The organism is Deinococcus sp. Arct2-2, from assembly GCF_004801315.1.
Classification (GTDB): Bacteria; Deinococcota; Deinococci; order Deinococcales; family Deinococcaceae; genus Deinococcus.
This window is the reverse complement of record NZ_SSNW01000037.1, coordinates 1-15096: the sequence shown is the minus strand read 5'-3', so window position 1 is coordinate 15096 and position 15096 is coordinate 1. Positions and strand designations below refer to the sequence as shown.

The following is a 15096-nucleotide window of genomic DNA, read 5'->3' as shown; positions in this document are numbered from 1 at the left end:
GTTCTACGGCTGAGCTTGGGGGCGTAGAGAGTTGACGATTGCGGGCTACCCCCCAGTCTGCTCTCCTTCGGAGCTGTACCAGTTCGCAGCCAGCCCCCCTCCCTTTGGGCTGTCCCAGGCAAGGGGAGCGCAAAAGCTGTTGTCCTCCCCTCTAAGGGGGGGCGTTGCGCCAGCAACGGGGGGGTTTGCCTCTGGGTGGCCCCTTTACTCCGCAGCGCTGCGAGTTCCAAAGGGGGCGAGGGCAACCGCTTCAGACTAGGTGTTGAGCTTTTCTTAGACCATCGACTCTTAGACGCCTTTCCTACCTGCCATCACCGTGTCCTCAGTTCAGCACCCGGTAATTGGCATGTACACGCGGCGTCCAGTCGGCGCGGAAGAGCAGCGGTTTTGCGGCTTTGTCGCCCGTCACGTACCACACCCGCACGCCGGATTCCTGTCCATCCAGCGGCAAAAAGGCGGTCTGGCCTGCCCGCAGAGTGTTCAGGGGATGCCCGGTTTCGTCGCGTAGCCGCAGCCAACCATTTACGCTGGCGGGCGACCATCCGGCCAGATTCAGCGTGCGGCGCGACACGTTGCGGAGTTGTGCGCCGTGTTCGGTGAGGGTCACGGTCAGGTCAGGAAGTTCGGGCGACTGCGCCTTTTGCCAGCGCACGCCGAAGCCGGGAGTGCGGGCAGGTGCAGCCGGATACAGCACCGAGGAAATCAGGCCGCCTGCTCCGGCCAGCAGCAACATCAGGGCCGCGCCGACGGCCACGCTGTCTACTTCCGGCGCACGCACGATGCCCAACGTCAGGGCCGCGCCCAACAGCAGGCTCACCAATGGCCAAGCCGCCCCCGGTTTGCGCTCGGCAAAGGCAAACGCTCCCGGCCAGTATTCGGCGATCAAGAGTACGGCAGCCCCGATACCGAACAGCGCGGGTACGTCCAGCACAGGCGCGAACAGCATCATCGCCAGTCCCGGTACACTCCACCACGCTACACGCGGTACCTGCGCCTGCCGTGCCTCGCGCCCCACCCGTAGCAGCCAGTAGGCCGCCAGCAACACTGTGATGACCGCAAACGCTCCCGACACCCGCGTAATAGGCGTCAGGCCCGCCAGAAATCCGCCCAGTCCACCCACGTCAGGCACCAGTGCCGCCCCCCGGTTTGTGCCGTCCAAGCTCGGGCGCTTTGGGTGCAGCGGGCTTGGAAGAAGTCGCTGTCCCACTTAATCCCGTGTTGCCCGCAGGTCTGCCCCCGCCCACGTTGGCCCCGCTCAAGCTGGCCCCGCCCAGATCGGTCACGCCGGGTTGCCCGTGCCGCGTCACTTCAAAGGCCAGATGAGACAGCTCGGATTTCAGCAGGCCTTCCCAAGCGGTGGTTACGGCATTCAGGCTACCGGGCAGGGCGAAAATCACCGCGCCCCGGCACAGGCCCGCCACCGCCCGCGACAGCATGGCCGCGCCGCCTACCTGTTCATAAGACAGCATCCGGAACAGTTCGCCAAAGCCGGGAATAGGCTTGGTAATCAGCGATTCCACCACCGGAATAGTCACGTCGCGCCCGGTGATGCCGGTGCCGCCGCTGCTGATAACAATGGTTGCCTCGCGCACGAAGGCCACCAATGCGGCGCGGATTTCTACAGCGTCGTCTTTCACGATCCGGTACGACGTGACCTGATGCCCCAACGCCCGCAACTCGGCCAGCAGGTATTGGCCGCTGGTATCGGTGTCGGGCGTGCGCGTATCGGAAACGATCAGCACGGCCACCCGCACAGGCGCAGACGCCGCCGCGACGTGGTGGGCCGTTTTGGCAATAGACACCGTCCCCGGCAGCGTTGATCCCTGACCAGAAGGGGACTGGGCAACCGATTGGACAGCCGCCGATTCGGTCAGTGGGGAAGAAGTGGGCGGGCGGCTCGAATCCGGCATATCCCCTACGATACTTCCCGGCCCGCCTGCCCGCACAGGCACAGGCTTACGCTTGGTTCAGTCTTTTTGCTTAGTCGGGTGGTTTGGGTGGGGGGAGGAATTGGGGGGTTGCATTTGGTGCTGGAAGGTGAACCCCCCAGTCTGCTGCGCAGCCAGCCCCCCTTAAGGAGAGCGCAACAGCCCTTGTCCTCCCCTCAAGGGGGGGCGTTGCGGAGCAACGGGTGGGTTCACCTTCCAACCCAAATCCACCCAACACAAATCCCCTTACACAAATCCCCTTTTCCCCCATGCTTTACACTGCCCGCTATGCCTCACCCCGAATTTGTAGGCCTCGTGAATACGTTGCAGGCCACTGCCGAAGCCGCGCTGGGCGACCTGAATGCGGCCACAGCCAGCGCCGCCCGCGACGGCCTGTTGGATCAAAGCCGCGCCCGCCAAACCGCCGAACGCAGCCTGAAACTGCTGACCATGCTGGCCGAAAAAACCCGTGGCAACTTGGACTTCACAGAAGCCGATCTGCTGACCGGAGCCATCGGCAGCCTCCGCGCCCGCCTAGAAGAGCAGCCCGCGCCGCCCACCGAACTGCCTATGTTTGGCGGCCCCAACAGCGGGAATTGATGCGGGCGGTGTTGCAACGGGTCACGCGGGCAACTTGCACGGTAGAGGGCCAGATCACGGGGCAAGTAGGGGCCGGATTTATGGTGCTGCTGGGCGTGGCTCCCGGCGATATAGCGGCGACGGCGGCAGCCTTGGCCCAAAAAATAGTGAAGCTGCGGGTGTTCAACGATGCGGCGGGCAAGATGAATCTGGCGCTGGCCGATGCAGGTGGAGCAGTGCTCAGCATCAGCCAATTCACCCTGTATGCCGACACGCGCCGGGGCAACCGTCCGGGCTTCAGCGGGGCCGCCGCCCCCGATCATGCCCGCGCACTGTACGCCGAATTCAATGCGGCCCTGCGCTCACACGGGGTAGAGGTGCAGGAAGGCGTGTTCGGGGCGCACATGGTTCTTGACCTGACCAACGACGGCCCGGTCACGCTGATGCTCGATACGGCGGAATGAAACGGATTCCGTCTTTTTTCTGCTCGCTTTGCCCAGCTTGAAGGCCAACCTGAACGGCCTTTCAGCCCAATCCAGATTACTGCATGGCCAACCCGTTTTGCCTGCTCTCATGCCTTCCACACGGCACTCACGCTTGCCCCCTAACATGCACACATGACCCGCCGTGTGTTTCGCCGCGCCATCCTCGTTTCCCTGCTGCTGCTCGGCGCTGCTGGGGCCGCTTCTTACACTGTCAAAGCGGGCGATACGCTGTATTCGGTGGCCCGTGCCAACGAAACCACTGTGGCCGAACTGACGCGCCTGAACCGTTTGGCGGGTACGGCGTTGAAAGTAGGGCAAGTCCTGACCTTGCCCGGCGGCACGCCTGCTGCGGCTCCTTCAACTCCGGCTCCGTCCAATTCAGTTACCCTTACCCCTCCTGCGCCCAGCGCCGGAACATCCAGCTTGCAAGGCGTCACGGTGCGCGTTCCCGCCAGCCTGAAAATGGGCGACGGCTTTACGCTGCGGCTGAGCGGGACGCGGGCAGGGCAGGCCACCGTGCGTTTTCCCAGCGAAGTGGGTGAGGATGTCCGGAGGCCCAACGAAGTGCTGAAACCCATCGGCGCGGCGGGCGAATTTTTGGTGACGGGGCGCGTGGTGCTGGGCAAAACGACTCCGGTGGTCTATGAGGTCAGGGTAGGGGGCGATCTGGTGCGCGGGCAGATCCCCGTGATGGGCCTCGATCAGCCGATTCAGCACCTCAATTTGCCCGCCAGCGTGACCAACAAGCTGCAAGACCCTGCCCGCGCCGCCGAAGAAGCCGCCGTAGAAAAAGCCTATGCCCGCCGCACGCCGCAGGTGTGGTCACGGCCTTTCGCCCCGGCACTGGCAACGGCGCGTGGCACAAGTTCGGGCTTCGGCCAACCGCGTACCTACCTCGCGGGCGGCCCGGTGGCCTACCACTACGGCACCGATTACCCCGCCCCCACCGGAACATCCGTGCTGGCGATCAACGACGGCACAGTGGTTCTTGCCGGAAAATACCCGGTGCGTGGCGGCCTCGTGGTCATCGATCACGGCGCGGGCGTGGTCAGCATGTATTTTCACCAAAGCCGTGTGTTGGCGAAAGTGGGCCAGAAAGTCACACGGGGCCAGAAAATCGGTGAGGTGGGCACCACAGGCCTGAGCGCTGGGCCACACCTGCACCTAGAGGTACGTGTGCGCGGCGAGGCCACCAGTCCGGCGGGCTGGATGAACCGGCTGTGGCCCAGATAAGGGATATGGGGAAGTTGAAAGACTGACGATCCCGTGTGAACCCCCCAGTCTGCTCTCCTGCGGAGCTTTACCAGTTCGCAGCCAGCCCACCTTGAGGGGAGCGCAACAGCTGTGAGGTCCCCACCTCTAAGGGGGGGCGTTGCGCCAGCAACGGGGGGGTTCACCTTCCAGCTCAATCTCGTCTACAGCGTTACCAAACGAGCCAAGAATGATTAAAACTGTGTCTGATTCAGTGTTGTTCCCACTGACTACTCACCACTGACCACTCACGCGCCATTCCATCCCCTATCCTCACTCCCATGACCGACCCCGCCCAGCCGCCAACACAGCCGCCCGCTCCCCATCCGACTTACGACACCACCACGCTGGCCGCCCGTGCGGGAGAGGTGGCACGGCCCAACGGGAGTACGGCGCTGGTGGAACCCATTTATCAGTCCACCGTCTACGCCTACCCTGACCTAGAGGCGCTGGAAGCGTCCATGAGCGGCGCACAGCCCAGCGCGTTCTATTACCGCAACGGCACGCCCAACGGAGCCACACTGGAACGGGCATTGGCAATGCTGGAAGGCACCGAAGCGGCGCTGGTGGCGGCCAGCGGCATGGCGGCCATCAGTTCGGCGTTCTTGGGCGTGCTCAAAACGGGCGATCATGTCATTACCGATGCCCGCGTGTACGGCGTCACTTACGCGCTGCTGGCCGAAGAATTCCCACGTCTCGGCATTGCCGTTTCCTTTGTGGACGCCTGCAACTTGGAAGAAGTGGAAGCCGCCTTCCGGCCCGAAACACGTTTGCTGCACGTAGAAAGCCTGACCAATCCCCTGATGACCGTGCCCGCTGTGCCCGCACTGGCACGCCTCGCACACGCACGCGGCGCACTCCTCAGCGTCGACAACACCTTTGCCAGCCCCGCCGTGTTCCGGCCTGCCCAGCACGGCGCAGACCTGATCACGCACAGTGTCAGCAAGTACCTGAGTGGGCACAGCAACGCGATGGGCGGAGTGGTGTGTGGCCGCGCCGATCTGGTGGCCGCCGCCCGCACCCGGTTGCTGCGCTACGGCGGCAGCATGAGCGCCTTCGATGCATGGATGACGCTGCAAGGCCTGAAAACGTTGGGCCTCAGAATGCGCGCCCACAGCGGCAATGCGCAGGCAGTGGCCGATGTGCTGGTCAATCATCCCCGCGTGCGGGCCGTGTACCATCCCGGCCTGTCCGATCACCCCCAATTTCACCTTGCGATGGACTTGTACCCCAACGGCTTTGGCGGCATGCTCAGCGCCGATATAGACGACGCCCCAGCCTTCGTGCGTTCGCTGGCAGGCCGGATTCCGCTGGCTCCCAGCCTTGCCGACGTGATCACCACCCTGTCTTGGCCTTGGGGCACTTCGCACCGTGCCCTCCCCGAACCCGAACGCCGCCGCCTCGGCATCACGCCCAATCTGCTGCGCCTCAGCATCGGCATAGAAGACATCGGAGATTTGCTGGGCGATCTCGAATACGCGCTGGACGGTGGGCAGGCATAAGGCAGTTCTCGCACGCCATCGGATTCGACGACGCCCCCTTCGAGCGGAGTCACCGGGGAAACGTGGCCGTGTTCGGCACGGTGTTTGCCCGCCGGGACTTGCACGCGGTAGTCAGTGGGCGGGTACGGCGCGATGGGCGCAACAGCACCACTGAACTGGCGCGGTTGGTGGCCCTCAGCGGCGCATCCGAACACCTGCATCTGATCTTGCTGCAAGGCGTGGCGCTGGCCGGATTTAACGTGGTAGACGCACCAGCCTTATATGCGGCTACCGGACTCCCGGTGCTGATCGTGGCCCGTAAGCCGCCCAATTTGCCCCGAATACGCGCCGCCCTACTAACCCAAGTGCCGGGCGGCGCACGCAAATGGCGCTTAATAGAAGCCCTCGGCCCTATGGAACCTTGCCGGGGCGTACAGGTGCAGCGCGCAGGCCTCAGCTTGCCGGAAGCTGAAGCCGCGCTAGGCGCACTGACGTTTACGGGCCGCATTCCCGAACCGCTGCGGGCCGCCCACCTGATCGCGGGCGGCGTCACGCGGGGCAGTAGTGTTGGGCAGCGGGTGTAGGGGTGGGGTTTAGCTGATGGGAAGGGCGTCTAAGGGTCTAGGGTCGAAGGGTCTAAGAAGGGTAAGGGCAATCTTGTATGCCTTGCCGTTGTGTTACTGGTGGAGCCACTGACGAGAGGAGCTCCAAAGAAAACGCTATCGCCCCAGCACCTTAGACGAGATTAAATTGAACCCTTGAGATGGGGCAGGTACGCCGCTCGCATGCCCCCTCACCCCGCTGCGGTGCAGCGCCCCTCTCCCACAGGTGGAGAGGGAACAAGTTATGTTCGGGACTCTTTTAATCTCGTATTAGACCCTCGACTCTTCGACCCTTAGACCAACGCCCCAATAACTCCCAGCCCCATGTCTGCCCATCCGTAACTTAATCCAGCCTTCATTTCCCCAAAAATTCACGCATCTCTGACAGCAGACTCCTACTCTGCTCAGTGAATGAAAACCAACCTCATGCTCATCGGCGCGGCTCTTACTCTGTCTTCTTGCAGCTTGTTTAGCCGTCCTGCCGATCCTGTCAGCGTCACCGTCGTCGGCCTGAACGACTTTCACGGCAACTTGGAGGCCACGTCTTTTGCGGGCGTCAAGATTCCTGATCCTGCCGATGCCACCAAAACTGTGAGCCTGCGGGCGGGCGGCATCGAGGCTATCGGCGGCTACTTGGCGCAGGAGCGGGCCAAGAACGCCAACCTCGTGTTTGTCGGTGCGGGCGACCTGATCGGCGCAAGCCCTATCACCAGCAGCCTGTTGCGCGACGAACCCAGCGTGTTGGCCCTGAGCCGCATGGGAATGAAGGCCAGTTCTCTGGGCAACCACGAGTTCGATCAGGGCTACAAAGAACTGCTCCGGATGCAAAACGGCGGCTGTGACAGCAACGATGCCTCCAAAGCCTGTAAGTTCGAGAACCCTTACCCCGGCGCAGGCTTCAAGTGGATCGGCGCGAACGTGGTGGACAAAACCAGCGGCCAGCCCGTGTTCTCGCCCACCTACGTCGAAAACGTGGGCGGCGCGAAGATCGGCTTTATCGGCGCAGTCCTCAAAGACACGCCCGGTATCGTCAGCCCTGACGGCATTGCCACCCTCAACTTCCTTGATGAAGCCAGCAGCATCAACAAGTACGTGCCCGCGCTGAAGCGCCAAAACGTGGACGCCATCATCGTGCTGATCCATCAGGGCGGCACGGCCACCGACGGCTTTGCCCAGCCCGCCTGCGGAACCCTCACCGGCCCCATCGTGGACATCATGAACAAGCTTGATCCTGCCGTCAGCGCCGTGGTCAGCGGGCATACCCATCAGGGCTACAACTGCCTCGTCGGTGGGCGCCCCGTCATTCAGGGCGACTTTTACGGCCACCTGCTTCAGCGCCTTGACCTGACCGTAGACAAGGCCAACCACAAGTTGCTGAGCATTCAGGCCGCCAACGTGGTCATGGATACGCGCACGATGCCCAAAGACGCAGGCATGACCGCCCTGCTGACCAAAGCCAAGAGCCTGACCGACGCCGTGAAACTGACGCCTGTGGGCACGTTGGCCGCCGCCAGCATCAGCCGCACCGCCAATGCCGCCGGAGAAAGTGCGCTGGGTGACGTGATTGCCGATTCGCAACTGGCCGCTACCAAAGACCGGGGCACCGTGATCGCGTTCATGAACCCCGGCGGCATCCGCGCCGACCTGAACGCCAGCGCTACGGGCAACGTGGCTACCTTCGGTGATGTATACGCCGTACAGCCCTTCGGCAACACCCTGACCGTCCTCGATCTCACGGGCGCACAGATCAAGACCTTGCTGGAGCAGCAGTTCGACAACCCTCAAGCGGGCAGCAGCCGGATGTTACAGGTCAGCAGCGGCTTCGGCTACAGCTACGATTCCACCGCCGCTGCCGGAAGCCGCGTGGACGCCGCCAGCATCAAGCTGAACGGCGAAACCCTCGATCCTGCCAAGTCCTACCGCGTGGTTGCCAACTCCTTCCTCGGCGCGGGCGGCGACTCGTTCCTCATCTTCAAGAGTGGCACCAACGTGCTTCAGTTGCCCAACTTGGTAGACGTGGACGCTTTTGTGGCCTACGTGAAAGCCAACCCTGCGTTGGCGGGCGGCGCACAGAACCGGATTATCAAAACCAAGTAAGCGTTAGACAAGAGTTGGGTAATTAAGGGGCGGGGGCTGAGGCCTTCGCCTTCTTTTTATTGATTCCTGCCTCGTTGCGCAACACTTTGAACTGTTAAGCCGGAAGGTGAACCCCCCCCGTTGCTTTGCAACGCCCCCCTCAGAGGTGGGAACTAAAGCATTTGCGCTCCCCTCAAGGGGGGCTGGCTGCGCAGCAGACTGGGGGGTTTACGCGCCATCGCCAACGCTCAAAGCTTGCCGAGCTTAGCGGTCAGTGGCTGTTGCTCAGATATACAGGAATCAATAGGTGGAGGTAGGGTAATCGCGTTGCTCATTCACCCCCTCCCCCCTCAAGGGTGAGGAGCAAAAAGCACCAGATTCTGGCTTTTGCCGTTAGCCCTCGCCCCTAGTGGGACTCGCAGAGCTGCACAGCAGAGAGGGGCGCTACGATAGTAGCGGGGTGAGGGGAAGTGAGCGAAGCGATTGCCCTTCCTTAGACCCTTACCTCACCGCATCAGCCGGGTCAACGTGCGCCGGAGCGCCTCCAGCACCACTTTGCTCCTGAGGGCGTCGGCAAGGGCGCGGGTCGCGTGATGCTCGCTGCCGCTCAGGGCGTCTTGTAAGTGGGCCTGCACCACCGGATGCAGGCGGCCCCGCGTGTACAGCAAGTCTTCCAAGAGGTCTTCGGCGGGCAAGCGGGCGCGGATTTCTCCGTCTGGGGTTATGGTTTGCACCAACGCCCGCCCCCGTTCGTCGGTGGTCAGTACGGCGTGCAGCGGTTTCCCCGCATGGCGCGTAATTTGTTCGATGGTGGGAATGAGCGACTGAATCAGATTCACGGCGAGGCTACGGCCCACCAGCGACAGCCGTTCCTGATCGCCGTTCTGAATTCGCAGCGTTTGCGTCAATTGCTGCGCCAGCCGGTCTCCTTCCTGCATCAGGGCGGCTTGGGGGTCTGGCGGGCCAGCAGCGGTCATGCTCGGCCCGTGTGCAAGGGGAGCGGCCCAAGATTCCACCGTTCTAGCGTGGAACACAGGCAAAGCAGATCACTCCTGACCTGCGCTCCTTCCCCGTGAGTCCCAACAGTTCGCATGACCCATAGCCTAGCAAATGGCCTCAATCCAAACCGCGCTTGCTGTTTCTCAGTGAAGGTCATGCCGGGGCCAATTGACACACCCCAAAGTTCAGTGAGGTTTTTCACACCCGGTCATCTCCTCATGTAGCCCAAGATGTATGGACAGCGTGTATTTTATGCGTCTGGTACGGGCTTGGGCAAAACAGGAGAATGGGTGGGAATGGTGTAAGCTCAGAGTGTATGAACGTTATCGGGAAAGTGACCGTCTTGCCTCAACTGCCGGAGGCCATCGCACGGCTTTCAGAACTCGCTTACAACCTGTACTGGTCTTGGACTCCGCACGCCCAAGCCCTGTATTCGGAACTGGACGCCGCCACTTGGGAGCGCTTCCAGCGCAACCCGGTTCGTACCCTGCTGGAAGTCCCGCAGGAGCGCCTGCTGGAAGTGGCCGCCGATCCTGCCTATGTGGCCCGCTACACGCAGGTCATGGCCGATTTTGACGCCTATATGAACAAGAAGGACACGTGGGCCACCAAAAACGCCACGAACCTGAAGCCGGTGGCCTACTTCAGCATGGAGTATGCCTATCACGAGTCTTTGCCGATCTATTCGGGCGGCCTCGGCGTGTTGGCGGGCGATCACTGCAAGAGCGCGTCTGACCTCGATTTGCCTTTTACGGCGGTGGGCATGCTGTTTCATCAGGGCTATTTCCGGCAACTGTTCAATAAAGACGGCTGGCAAGAAGAAGCCTACGATGAGCTTGACCTGACCACGCTGCCCATCACGCCCGCCCTAGTGGCCGATGGCACGCAGGCCCGCGTGAAGGTCAACATTGGCCTGCGCGACGTGCATGTGCGCCTGTGGAACCTGCAAATTGGCCGAATCCGCGTGATTTTGCTGGACGCCAACGTGCCCGAAAACAGCGAAGATGACCGCAAGCTCACGGCACGCTTGTACGGCGGCAATCAGGAATTGCGCGTTCAGCAGTACGTGTTGCTGGGCGTAGCCGGAATCCGTGCCCTGCGCGTGCTGAACGTGCCCGCCAGCGTGTATCACATGAACGAAGGCCACGCCGCCCTGATGGGTTTGGAGCGTATTCGGGAATTCGTGGAAGGCGGCCTAGACTTCCGCAGCGCCGTAGAAACGGTAGCCAGTAGCACGCTGTTTACCACCCATACGCCCGTGCCTGCCGGAAACGACGCCTTTACCTACGAATTGATGGACAAGTACATCGGCAAGTGGCCCGCGCTGATGAACGCAGGCCGCGACGACCTCTACGGCCTGGCCCGCCACGATCAGTTCTGGGACAACCACTGGGTTCCCAGCTTCTCCATGACCGTGTTCGCCCTGAATATGAGCCGCGCTGCCAACGGCGTTTCGGAACTGCACGGCGAAGTCAGCCGCAAAATGTGGAATTTCCTGTACGAAGGGGCCACCCCCGAAGAAGTCCCCATCGGCCACGTCACCAACGGGGCGCACAACCTGACCTTTACTTCTCAGGCCATGCGCGACCTGTTGGGAACCGTGCTGCCCGCCGACTGGACGGAGCGCCTAGAAGACGAAGACATGTGGAAGGCGGTAGACGGCCTGAGCGATGCGCAACTCAGCGACGTGCAGCGCACCATGAAGCGCGAAATGATCGCCTTCGTGCGGAGCAGCCAGCGTGAGCAGATGCTCAGAAACGGGGCCAGTGCGGCAGATGTGGCCGCCACCGAGAACCTGCTCTCCGAAAACGCCCTGACCATCGGCTTTGCCCGCCGCTTTGCCACCTACAAACGGGCCACCTTGCTGTTCCGAGACAAGGCCCGCCTGAACGCCATCATCAACAACCCGGAGCGCCCGGTGCAGTTCGTGTTTGCAGGCAAGGCCCACCCCGCCGACAACCCCGGCAAGGCCTTTATTCAAGAAATCTACCGCGTGTCGCAGGAACCCGAATTCCGGGGCAAGATCGTGATTCTGGAAAACTACGACATGAATGTGGCCCGTCATTTGGTGCAGGGCGTGGACATCTGGCTGAACAACCCTCGCCGCCCGCTGGAAGCGTCGGGCACGAGCGGTATGAAGGCCAGCTTTAACGGCAGCCCCAATTTCAGCGTGCTGGACGGCTGGTGGCGCGAAGGCTACGACAACACCAACGGCTGGCCCATTGGCGATGAGCGCGAATACGCCGACCTGAACCTGCAAGACGACGCCGACGCCTACAGCCTGTACAGCCACCTCGAGAACGACATCGTGCCCCGCTATTACGGCACGTTGGCCGGAGCCGACTCTTGGGCGCACACCGTTCGCCGCGCCATCGAAACCTGTAGCCCGCGCTTTTCTATGCAGCGTCAGGTGATCGATTATGTGCGCCAGTACTACATTCCCCTCAGCGTGCGCGGCGCAGCAGTGGCCGCCGACAATAGCGCCAGTGCCCGCCAAATCGCCGGTTGGAAGACGTGGGTGCGCCAGCAGTGGCCCCATACCCAGATCACGGCCAACGCCGATCTGCCCACCACCGCGCAACCCGGCCAAACCGTCACCGTGACCGCCAACGTGAACCCGGCGGGCATCCACCCCGAAGAACTGAAGGTAGAAGCCGTGCTGTCGCGGGGCGAACACCGAATCCGCGTGCCGCTGACCTACACCCAAAACAACACTTACACGGCGCAGGTGCCCCTGAAAGACAGCGGCCTGTATTCCATCGGCGTCCGCATGGTGCCCGAAATCGCTGGCCTGAGCAACGAGTTGGAACTGGGCCTAATTAAATGGGCTTAATCAAGTGGGCGTGAGTTAAGAGTCAAAGCAGGAACGAACCGGAGAAGTGGGCGAACGAGCCTGCCTCTCCGGTTTCTTCTCTTCGCCTACACTGGCCCGGTGTCCGTTGCTGCCCTGCCTGCCCTTACTGTTGCCTTCCTCACCGACGCTCCCCGCGTGGCCGGAAGTGAGGTGTGGCTGCTGGAAGTGCTGCCGCGTTTGGGGGCACTTGGAATAGCCCCAGCGGTGTTTTTGCCCCAACACGCGGCGTTGAATGAATTGGCGTCGCGGTTCGGGGCGGCGGGCGTGCCGACTACGCGCTACAGCGACCCGGCCCACTTACCCGACTTGACCCGCCCATCTGCCCTGCGTGTGGTGCAGGCATGGGATGCCGGAACCTATACCCGCGTGCTGCCTGCACTGGCCCAGCCAAAAGTGGTGATGATTCACGATCAGTTGGACTACCACTATCCGCTGGGCCTGCGCCCTTGGTACCGCACAGTGTACCGCCACACAAAGAGCCGGGGCCTCCGCGGGGCCGATGGCCTGCTCACGGTGTCGGCGTGGGGGCAAGCCTTTTTATCCGAGCAGTTGGGCCTCCCGGTGGCCGGATACGTGCCCAACGGCGTAGATACTCAGCGGTATCGGCCTGCCACACCCGATGAACGCGCCATCTTGCGGGCAGAATTCGGGTTTACGCGCTTTACGGTGCTGGTGCCGGGGCGGTTTGCGCCCGAAAAAAACCAGTTGGCGGCGTTGCGGGCGGCCCGTCATGCTCCCGGCCTAGACTTCGTGTTCGTGGGCGATATGGATTCGCCGCTGGGGAGTGTAGTCACCCGGCTTCAGCGCACGCTGCGGCTAAAGAATGTGCGCTTTCTGGGCCGCCGCTGGGAGATGCCCGAACTGTACCGGGCCTCGGACGCCCTGCTGCAACCCACGCTGGCCGAGAACCAATCGTTGGTGACGCTGGAAGCTATGGCGTCGGGCCTGCCTGTGGTCACTACCGATATTCCCGCACAGGCCGAACTGATCGAACAGGGCGTGCATGGCCTGTTGATATCGCCGCAACCGCCGCTGCTGGCACTGGCGCTGCGCCGACTGGCTGACCACCCAGACCGCGCCCAGCAGTTGGGAGCCGCCGCCCGCGCACGGGTGCTGGAGCGGCACACGCTGGAAGCTACGGCGCAGCGGTTGGCGGAGGTGTTGCGTGGGGCAATTTCAGCAGAAACCAACTTGCATTGATTTCACGGTTTGGCAAGCATGTGGGGTGGACGATTCCGCGCCGCTTGAGGAGAGTGCAAAAGCTGTGAAGTCCCCACCTCTCCTGCGGAGCTTTTCAAGTCTAAGGGGGGGCGTTGCGCCAGCAACGGGGGGTTGAACTGCCGCAGCGTTACCGCACCAGTTCTGCATCCAAAAGCCGTAAACTGAACTCAGTCCAAATCCACTCCTCGCCCCTCACGGGCAACTTTGCCCAGCTATGCATTTCAAGGAGTTCTCCCATGCCAGAAGCCGTCATTGTTTCTACGGCCCGCACGCCCATCGGCAAAGCCTACCGGGGCTACCTGAACGACACTCACGGTTCCGACATCGGCGCACATGCAGTGACGAACGCCGTGCAACGGGCCGGAATTGACCCTGCCGAAATTGAAGACATTATTTTCGGCTCTGGCAATCCCGAAGGTGCGACGGGCAGCAATATCGCCCGCCAAATTGCGCTGCGAAGCGGCTTTCCGGTGAGCGTCTCGGGCGTTACGGTTAACCGCTTTTGCTCTAGCGGCCTGCAAACTATCGCTCTGGCGGCCAATCACGTCATGGCGGGGCAGGGCGACGTGTACGTGGCGGGCGGCATGGAAAGCATCAGCCTGACGCAAAACGAGCACGCCAATAAGTACCGCCTGATCGGGGAGTGGCTGCAACAACACAAGCCCGAAATCTATATGCCCATGCTGCAAACCGCCGAAGTGGTGGCCAAACGCTACGGCATTTCCCGCGAGGTGCAGGATGAATACGGCCTGCAAAGCCAGCAGCGCACCGCCGCCGCCCAGCGTGAAGGCCGATTCGACGCCGAAATCGTGCCCATGACCGCTTCGATGAAGGTGCAGGACAAGGCCACCGGCGAGATTTCCAGCCGTGAAGTGACTGTGACGCAGGATGAAGGCAACCGTCCTGACACCAACTTGGAAGGACTTGCCAAGCTCAAACCCGTCATTGAGGGCGGCGTCATCACGGCGGGCAATGCCTCGCAACTCAGCGACGGCGCGTCGGCCTGCGTGGTCATGAGCAGTGACCTTGCCCGCGAGCGTGGCCTGCAACCGCTGGGACTGTTTAAGGGCTTTGCCGTGCATGGCTGCGAACCCGACGAAATGGGCATCGGCCCCGTGTTCGCCGTGCCCAAGCTGCTCAAGCGGCATGGTCTGAGTGTGGCCGACATCGACCTGTGGGAACTGAACGAAGCCTTTGCGGTGCAGGCGATCTATTGCCGTGACCAACTGGGCATCGACCCCGAAAAATACAACGTCAGCGGCGGCAGCATCAGCGTGGGCCACCCCTACGGCATGAGCGGCGCACGCCTGACCGGGCACGCCCTGATAGAAGGCAAACGCCGGGGCGCAAAGCATGTGGTGGTGACCATGTGCGTTGGTGGCGGCATGGGCGCAGCGGGCCTGTTCGAGGTGTTGTAAAGAAGTTTGATGGAGAGGAGGGCGGGAAGCTTGGTGCTTTCCGCCTTTTTCTGTGTGGTTACGGCTGGCTTGGAAGGTGAACCCCCCAGTCTGCTGCGCAGCCAGCCCCCTTAAGGGGAGCGCACAAGCAGTTGTCCTCCCCTCTAAACGTGAGTTCGGGTTAAGCCTATTGGCGTAATATCGCTTTTGATTACGCTGAAAG

12 protein-coding genes are annotated in these 15096 nt (G+C 62.3%); 9 read left to right on the top strand and 3 right to left on the bottom strand.

All coding sequences use genetic code 11. The features are described 5' to 3' along the window. Positions 1-322 precede the first annotated feature (322 nt). Both E7T06_RS14700 and E7T06_RS14695 read right to left on the bottom strand, forming a co-directional pair. Entirely contained in the window at positions 323-1129 is an 807-nt protein-coding gene (locus E7T06_RS14700) for a hypothetical protein (protein ID WP_240741087.1), read from the bottom strand. Continuing rightward, positions 1122-1910 carry a molybdenum cofactor biosynthesis protein B gene (locus tag E7T06_RS14695; RefSeq protein WP_240741086.1) on the bottom strand — a complete coding sequence of 263 codons (789 nt, stop codon included), beginning with the start codon at positions 1908-1910 and terminating at the stop codon, positions 1122-1124. The genes E7T06_RS14700 and E7T06_RS14695 overlap by 8 nt, the downstream gene beginning before the upstream one ends. 306 nt (positions 1911-2216) lie before the next feature. Between E7T06_RS14695 and E7T06_RS14690 the strand changes: the two genes are divergently transcribed. The 6 genes from E7T06_RS14690 to E7T06_RS14665 all read left to right on the top strand — a co-directional run bounded on the left by E7T06_RS14690 (position 2217) and on the right by E7T06_RS14665 (position 8423). Beyond that, positions 2217-2528 (top strand): DUF1844 domain-containing protein, encoded by a 312-nt coding sequence (locus tag E7T06_RS14690; protein WP_136366527.1) that lies wholly within the window; start codon positions 2217-2219, stop codon positions 2526-2528. Further along, positions 2528-2971: a D-aminoacyl-tRNA deacylase gene (gene dtd / locus E7T06_RS14685; protein ID WP_136366526.1), complete on the top strand. Its 444-nt coding sequence runs from the start codon at positions 2528-2530 to the stop codon at positions 2969-2971. The genes E7T06_RS14690 and dtd overlap by 1 nt, the downstream gene beginning before the upstream one ends. A gap of 153 nt (positions 2972-3124) precedes the next feature. Continuing rightward, positions 3125-4225 carry a M23 family metallopeptidase gene (locus tag E7T06_RS14680; RefSeq protein WP_136366525.1) on the top strand — a complete coding sequence of 367 codons (1101 nt, stop codon included), beginning with the start codon at positions 3125-3127 and terminating at the stop codon, positions 4223-4225. Positions 4226-4524: 299 nt separating this feature from the next. Further along, positions 4525-5745: an aminotransferase class I/II-fold pyridoxal phosphate-dependent enzyme gene (locus E7T06_RS14675; protein ID WP_136366524.1), complete on the top strand. Its 1221-nt coding sequence runs from the start codon at positions 4525-4527 to the stop codon at positions 5743-5745. 17 nt (positions 5746-5762) lie between these two features. After that, on the top strand, positions 5763-6308 hold the full coding sequence (locus tag E7T06_RS14670; protein WP_136366563.1) for a DUF99 family protein: 546 nt from the start codon (positions 5763-5765) through the stop codon (positions 6306-6308). A 429-nt stretch (positions 6309-6737) separates the two neighbouring features. Continuing rightward, a complete protein-coding gene (locus E7T06_RS14665) occupies positions 6738-8423 on the top strand; it encodes a bifunctional metallophosphatase/5'-nucleotidase (RefSeq protein ID WP_136366523.1) in 1686 nt (561 codons plus the stop codon). Positions 8424-8908: 485 nt separating this feature from the next. On the opposite strand, the gene E7T06_RS14660 is transcribed toward E7T06_RS14665, so the two are convergent. After that, entirely contained in the window at positions 8909-9379 is a 471-nt protein-coding gene (locus tag E7T06_RS14660) for a hypothetical protein (RefSeq protein WP_136366562.1), read from the bottom strand. 338 nt (positions 9380-9717) lie between these two features. On the opposite strand from E7T06_RS14660, the gene glgP reads away from it, so the two are divergent. The 3 genes from glgP to E7T06_RS14645 all read left to right on the top strand — a co-directional run bounded on the left by glgP (position 9718) and on the right by E7T06_RS14645 (position 14894). Beyond that, positions 9718-12234 (top strand): alpha-glucan family phosphorylase, encoded by a 2517-nt coding sequence (gene glgP / locus E7T06_RS14655; protein ID WP_136366522.1) that lies wholly within the window; start codon positions 9718-9720, stop codon positions 12232-12234. A 99-nt stretch (positions 12235-12333) separates the two neighbouring features. Continuing rightward, positions 12334-13455, top strand: coding sequence for a glycosyltransferase family 4 protein (locus tag E7T06_RS14650; RefSeq protein WP_240741084.1), 1122 nt, complete (start codon positions 12334-12336; stop codon positions 13453-13455). A 257-nt stretch (positions 13456-13712) separates the two neighbouring features. Further along, positions 13713-14894: an acetyl-CoA C-acyltransferase gene (locus E7T06_RS14645; RefSeq protein ID WP_136366521.1), complete on the top strand. Its 1182-nt coding sequence runs from the start codon at positions 13713-13715 to the stop codon at positions 14892-14894. The last annotated feature ends 202 nt before the right edge of the window (positions 14895-15096 follow it).

Coding starts and splice junctions, on each gene's coding strand:
- E7T06_RS14695 (WP_240741086.1), bottom strand. CDS start 1,910: ATGCCGGATTCGAGCCGCCCGCCCACTTCTTCCCCACTGACCGAATCG.
- E7T06_RS14690 (WP_136366527.1), top strand. CDS start 2,217: ATGCCTCACCCCGAATTTGTAGGCCTCGTGAATACGTTGCAGGCCACT.
- dtd (WP_136366526.1), top strand. CDS start 2,528: ATGCGGGCGGTGTTGCAACGGGTCACGCGGGCAACTTGCACGGTAGAG.
- E7T06_RS14680 (WP_136366525.1), top strand. CDS start 3,125: ATGACCCGCCGTGTGTTTCGCCGCGCCATCCTCGTTTCCCTGCTGCTG.
- E7T06_RS14675 (WP_136366524.1), top strand. CDS start 4,525: ATGACCGACCCCGCCCAGCCGCCAACACAGCCGCCCGCTCCCCATCCG.
- E7T06_RS14665 (WP_136366523.1), top strand. CDS start 6,738: ATGAAAACCAACCTCATGCTCATCGGCGCGGCTCTTACTCTGTCTTCT.
- E7T06_RS14660 (WP_136366562.1), bottom strand. CDS start 9,379: ATGACCGCTGCTGGCCCGCCAGACCCCCAAGCCGCCCTGATGCAGGAA.
- glgP (WP_136366522.1), top strand. CDS start 9,718: ATGAACGTTATCGGGAAAGTGACCGTCTTGCCTCAACTGCCGGAGGCC.
- E7T06_RS14645 (WP_136366521.1), top strand. CDS start 13,713: ATGCCAGAAGCCGTCATTGTTTCTACGGCCCGCACGCCCATCGGCAAA.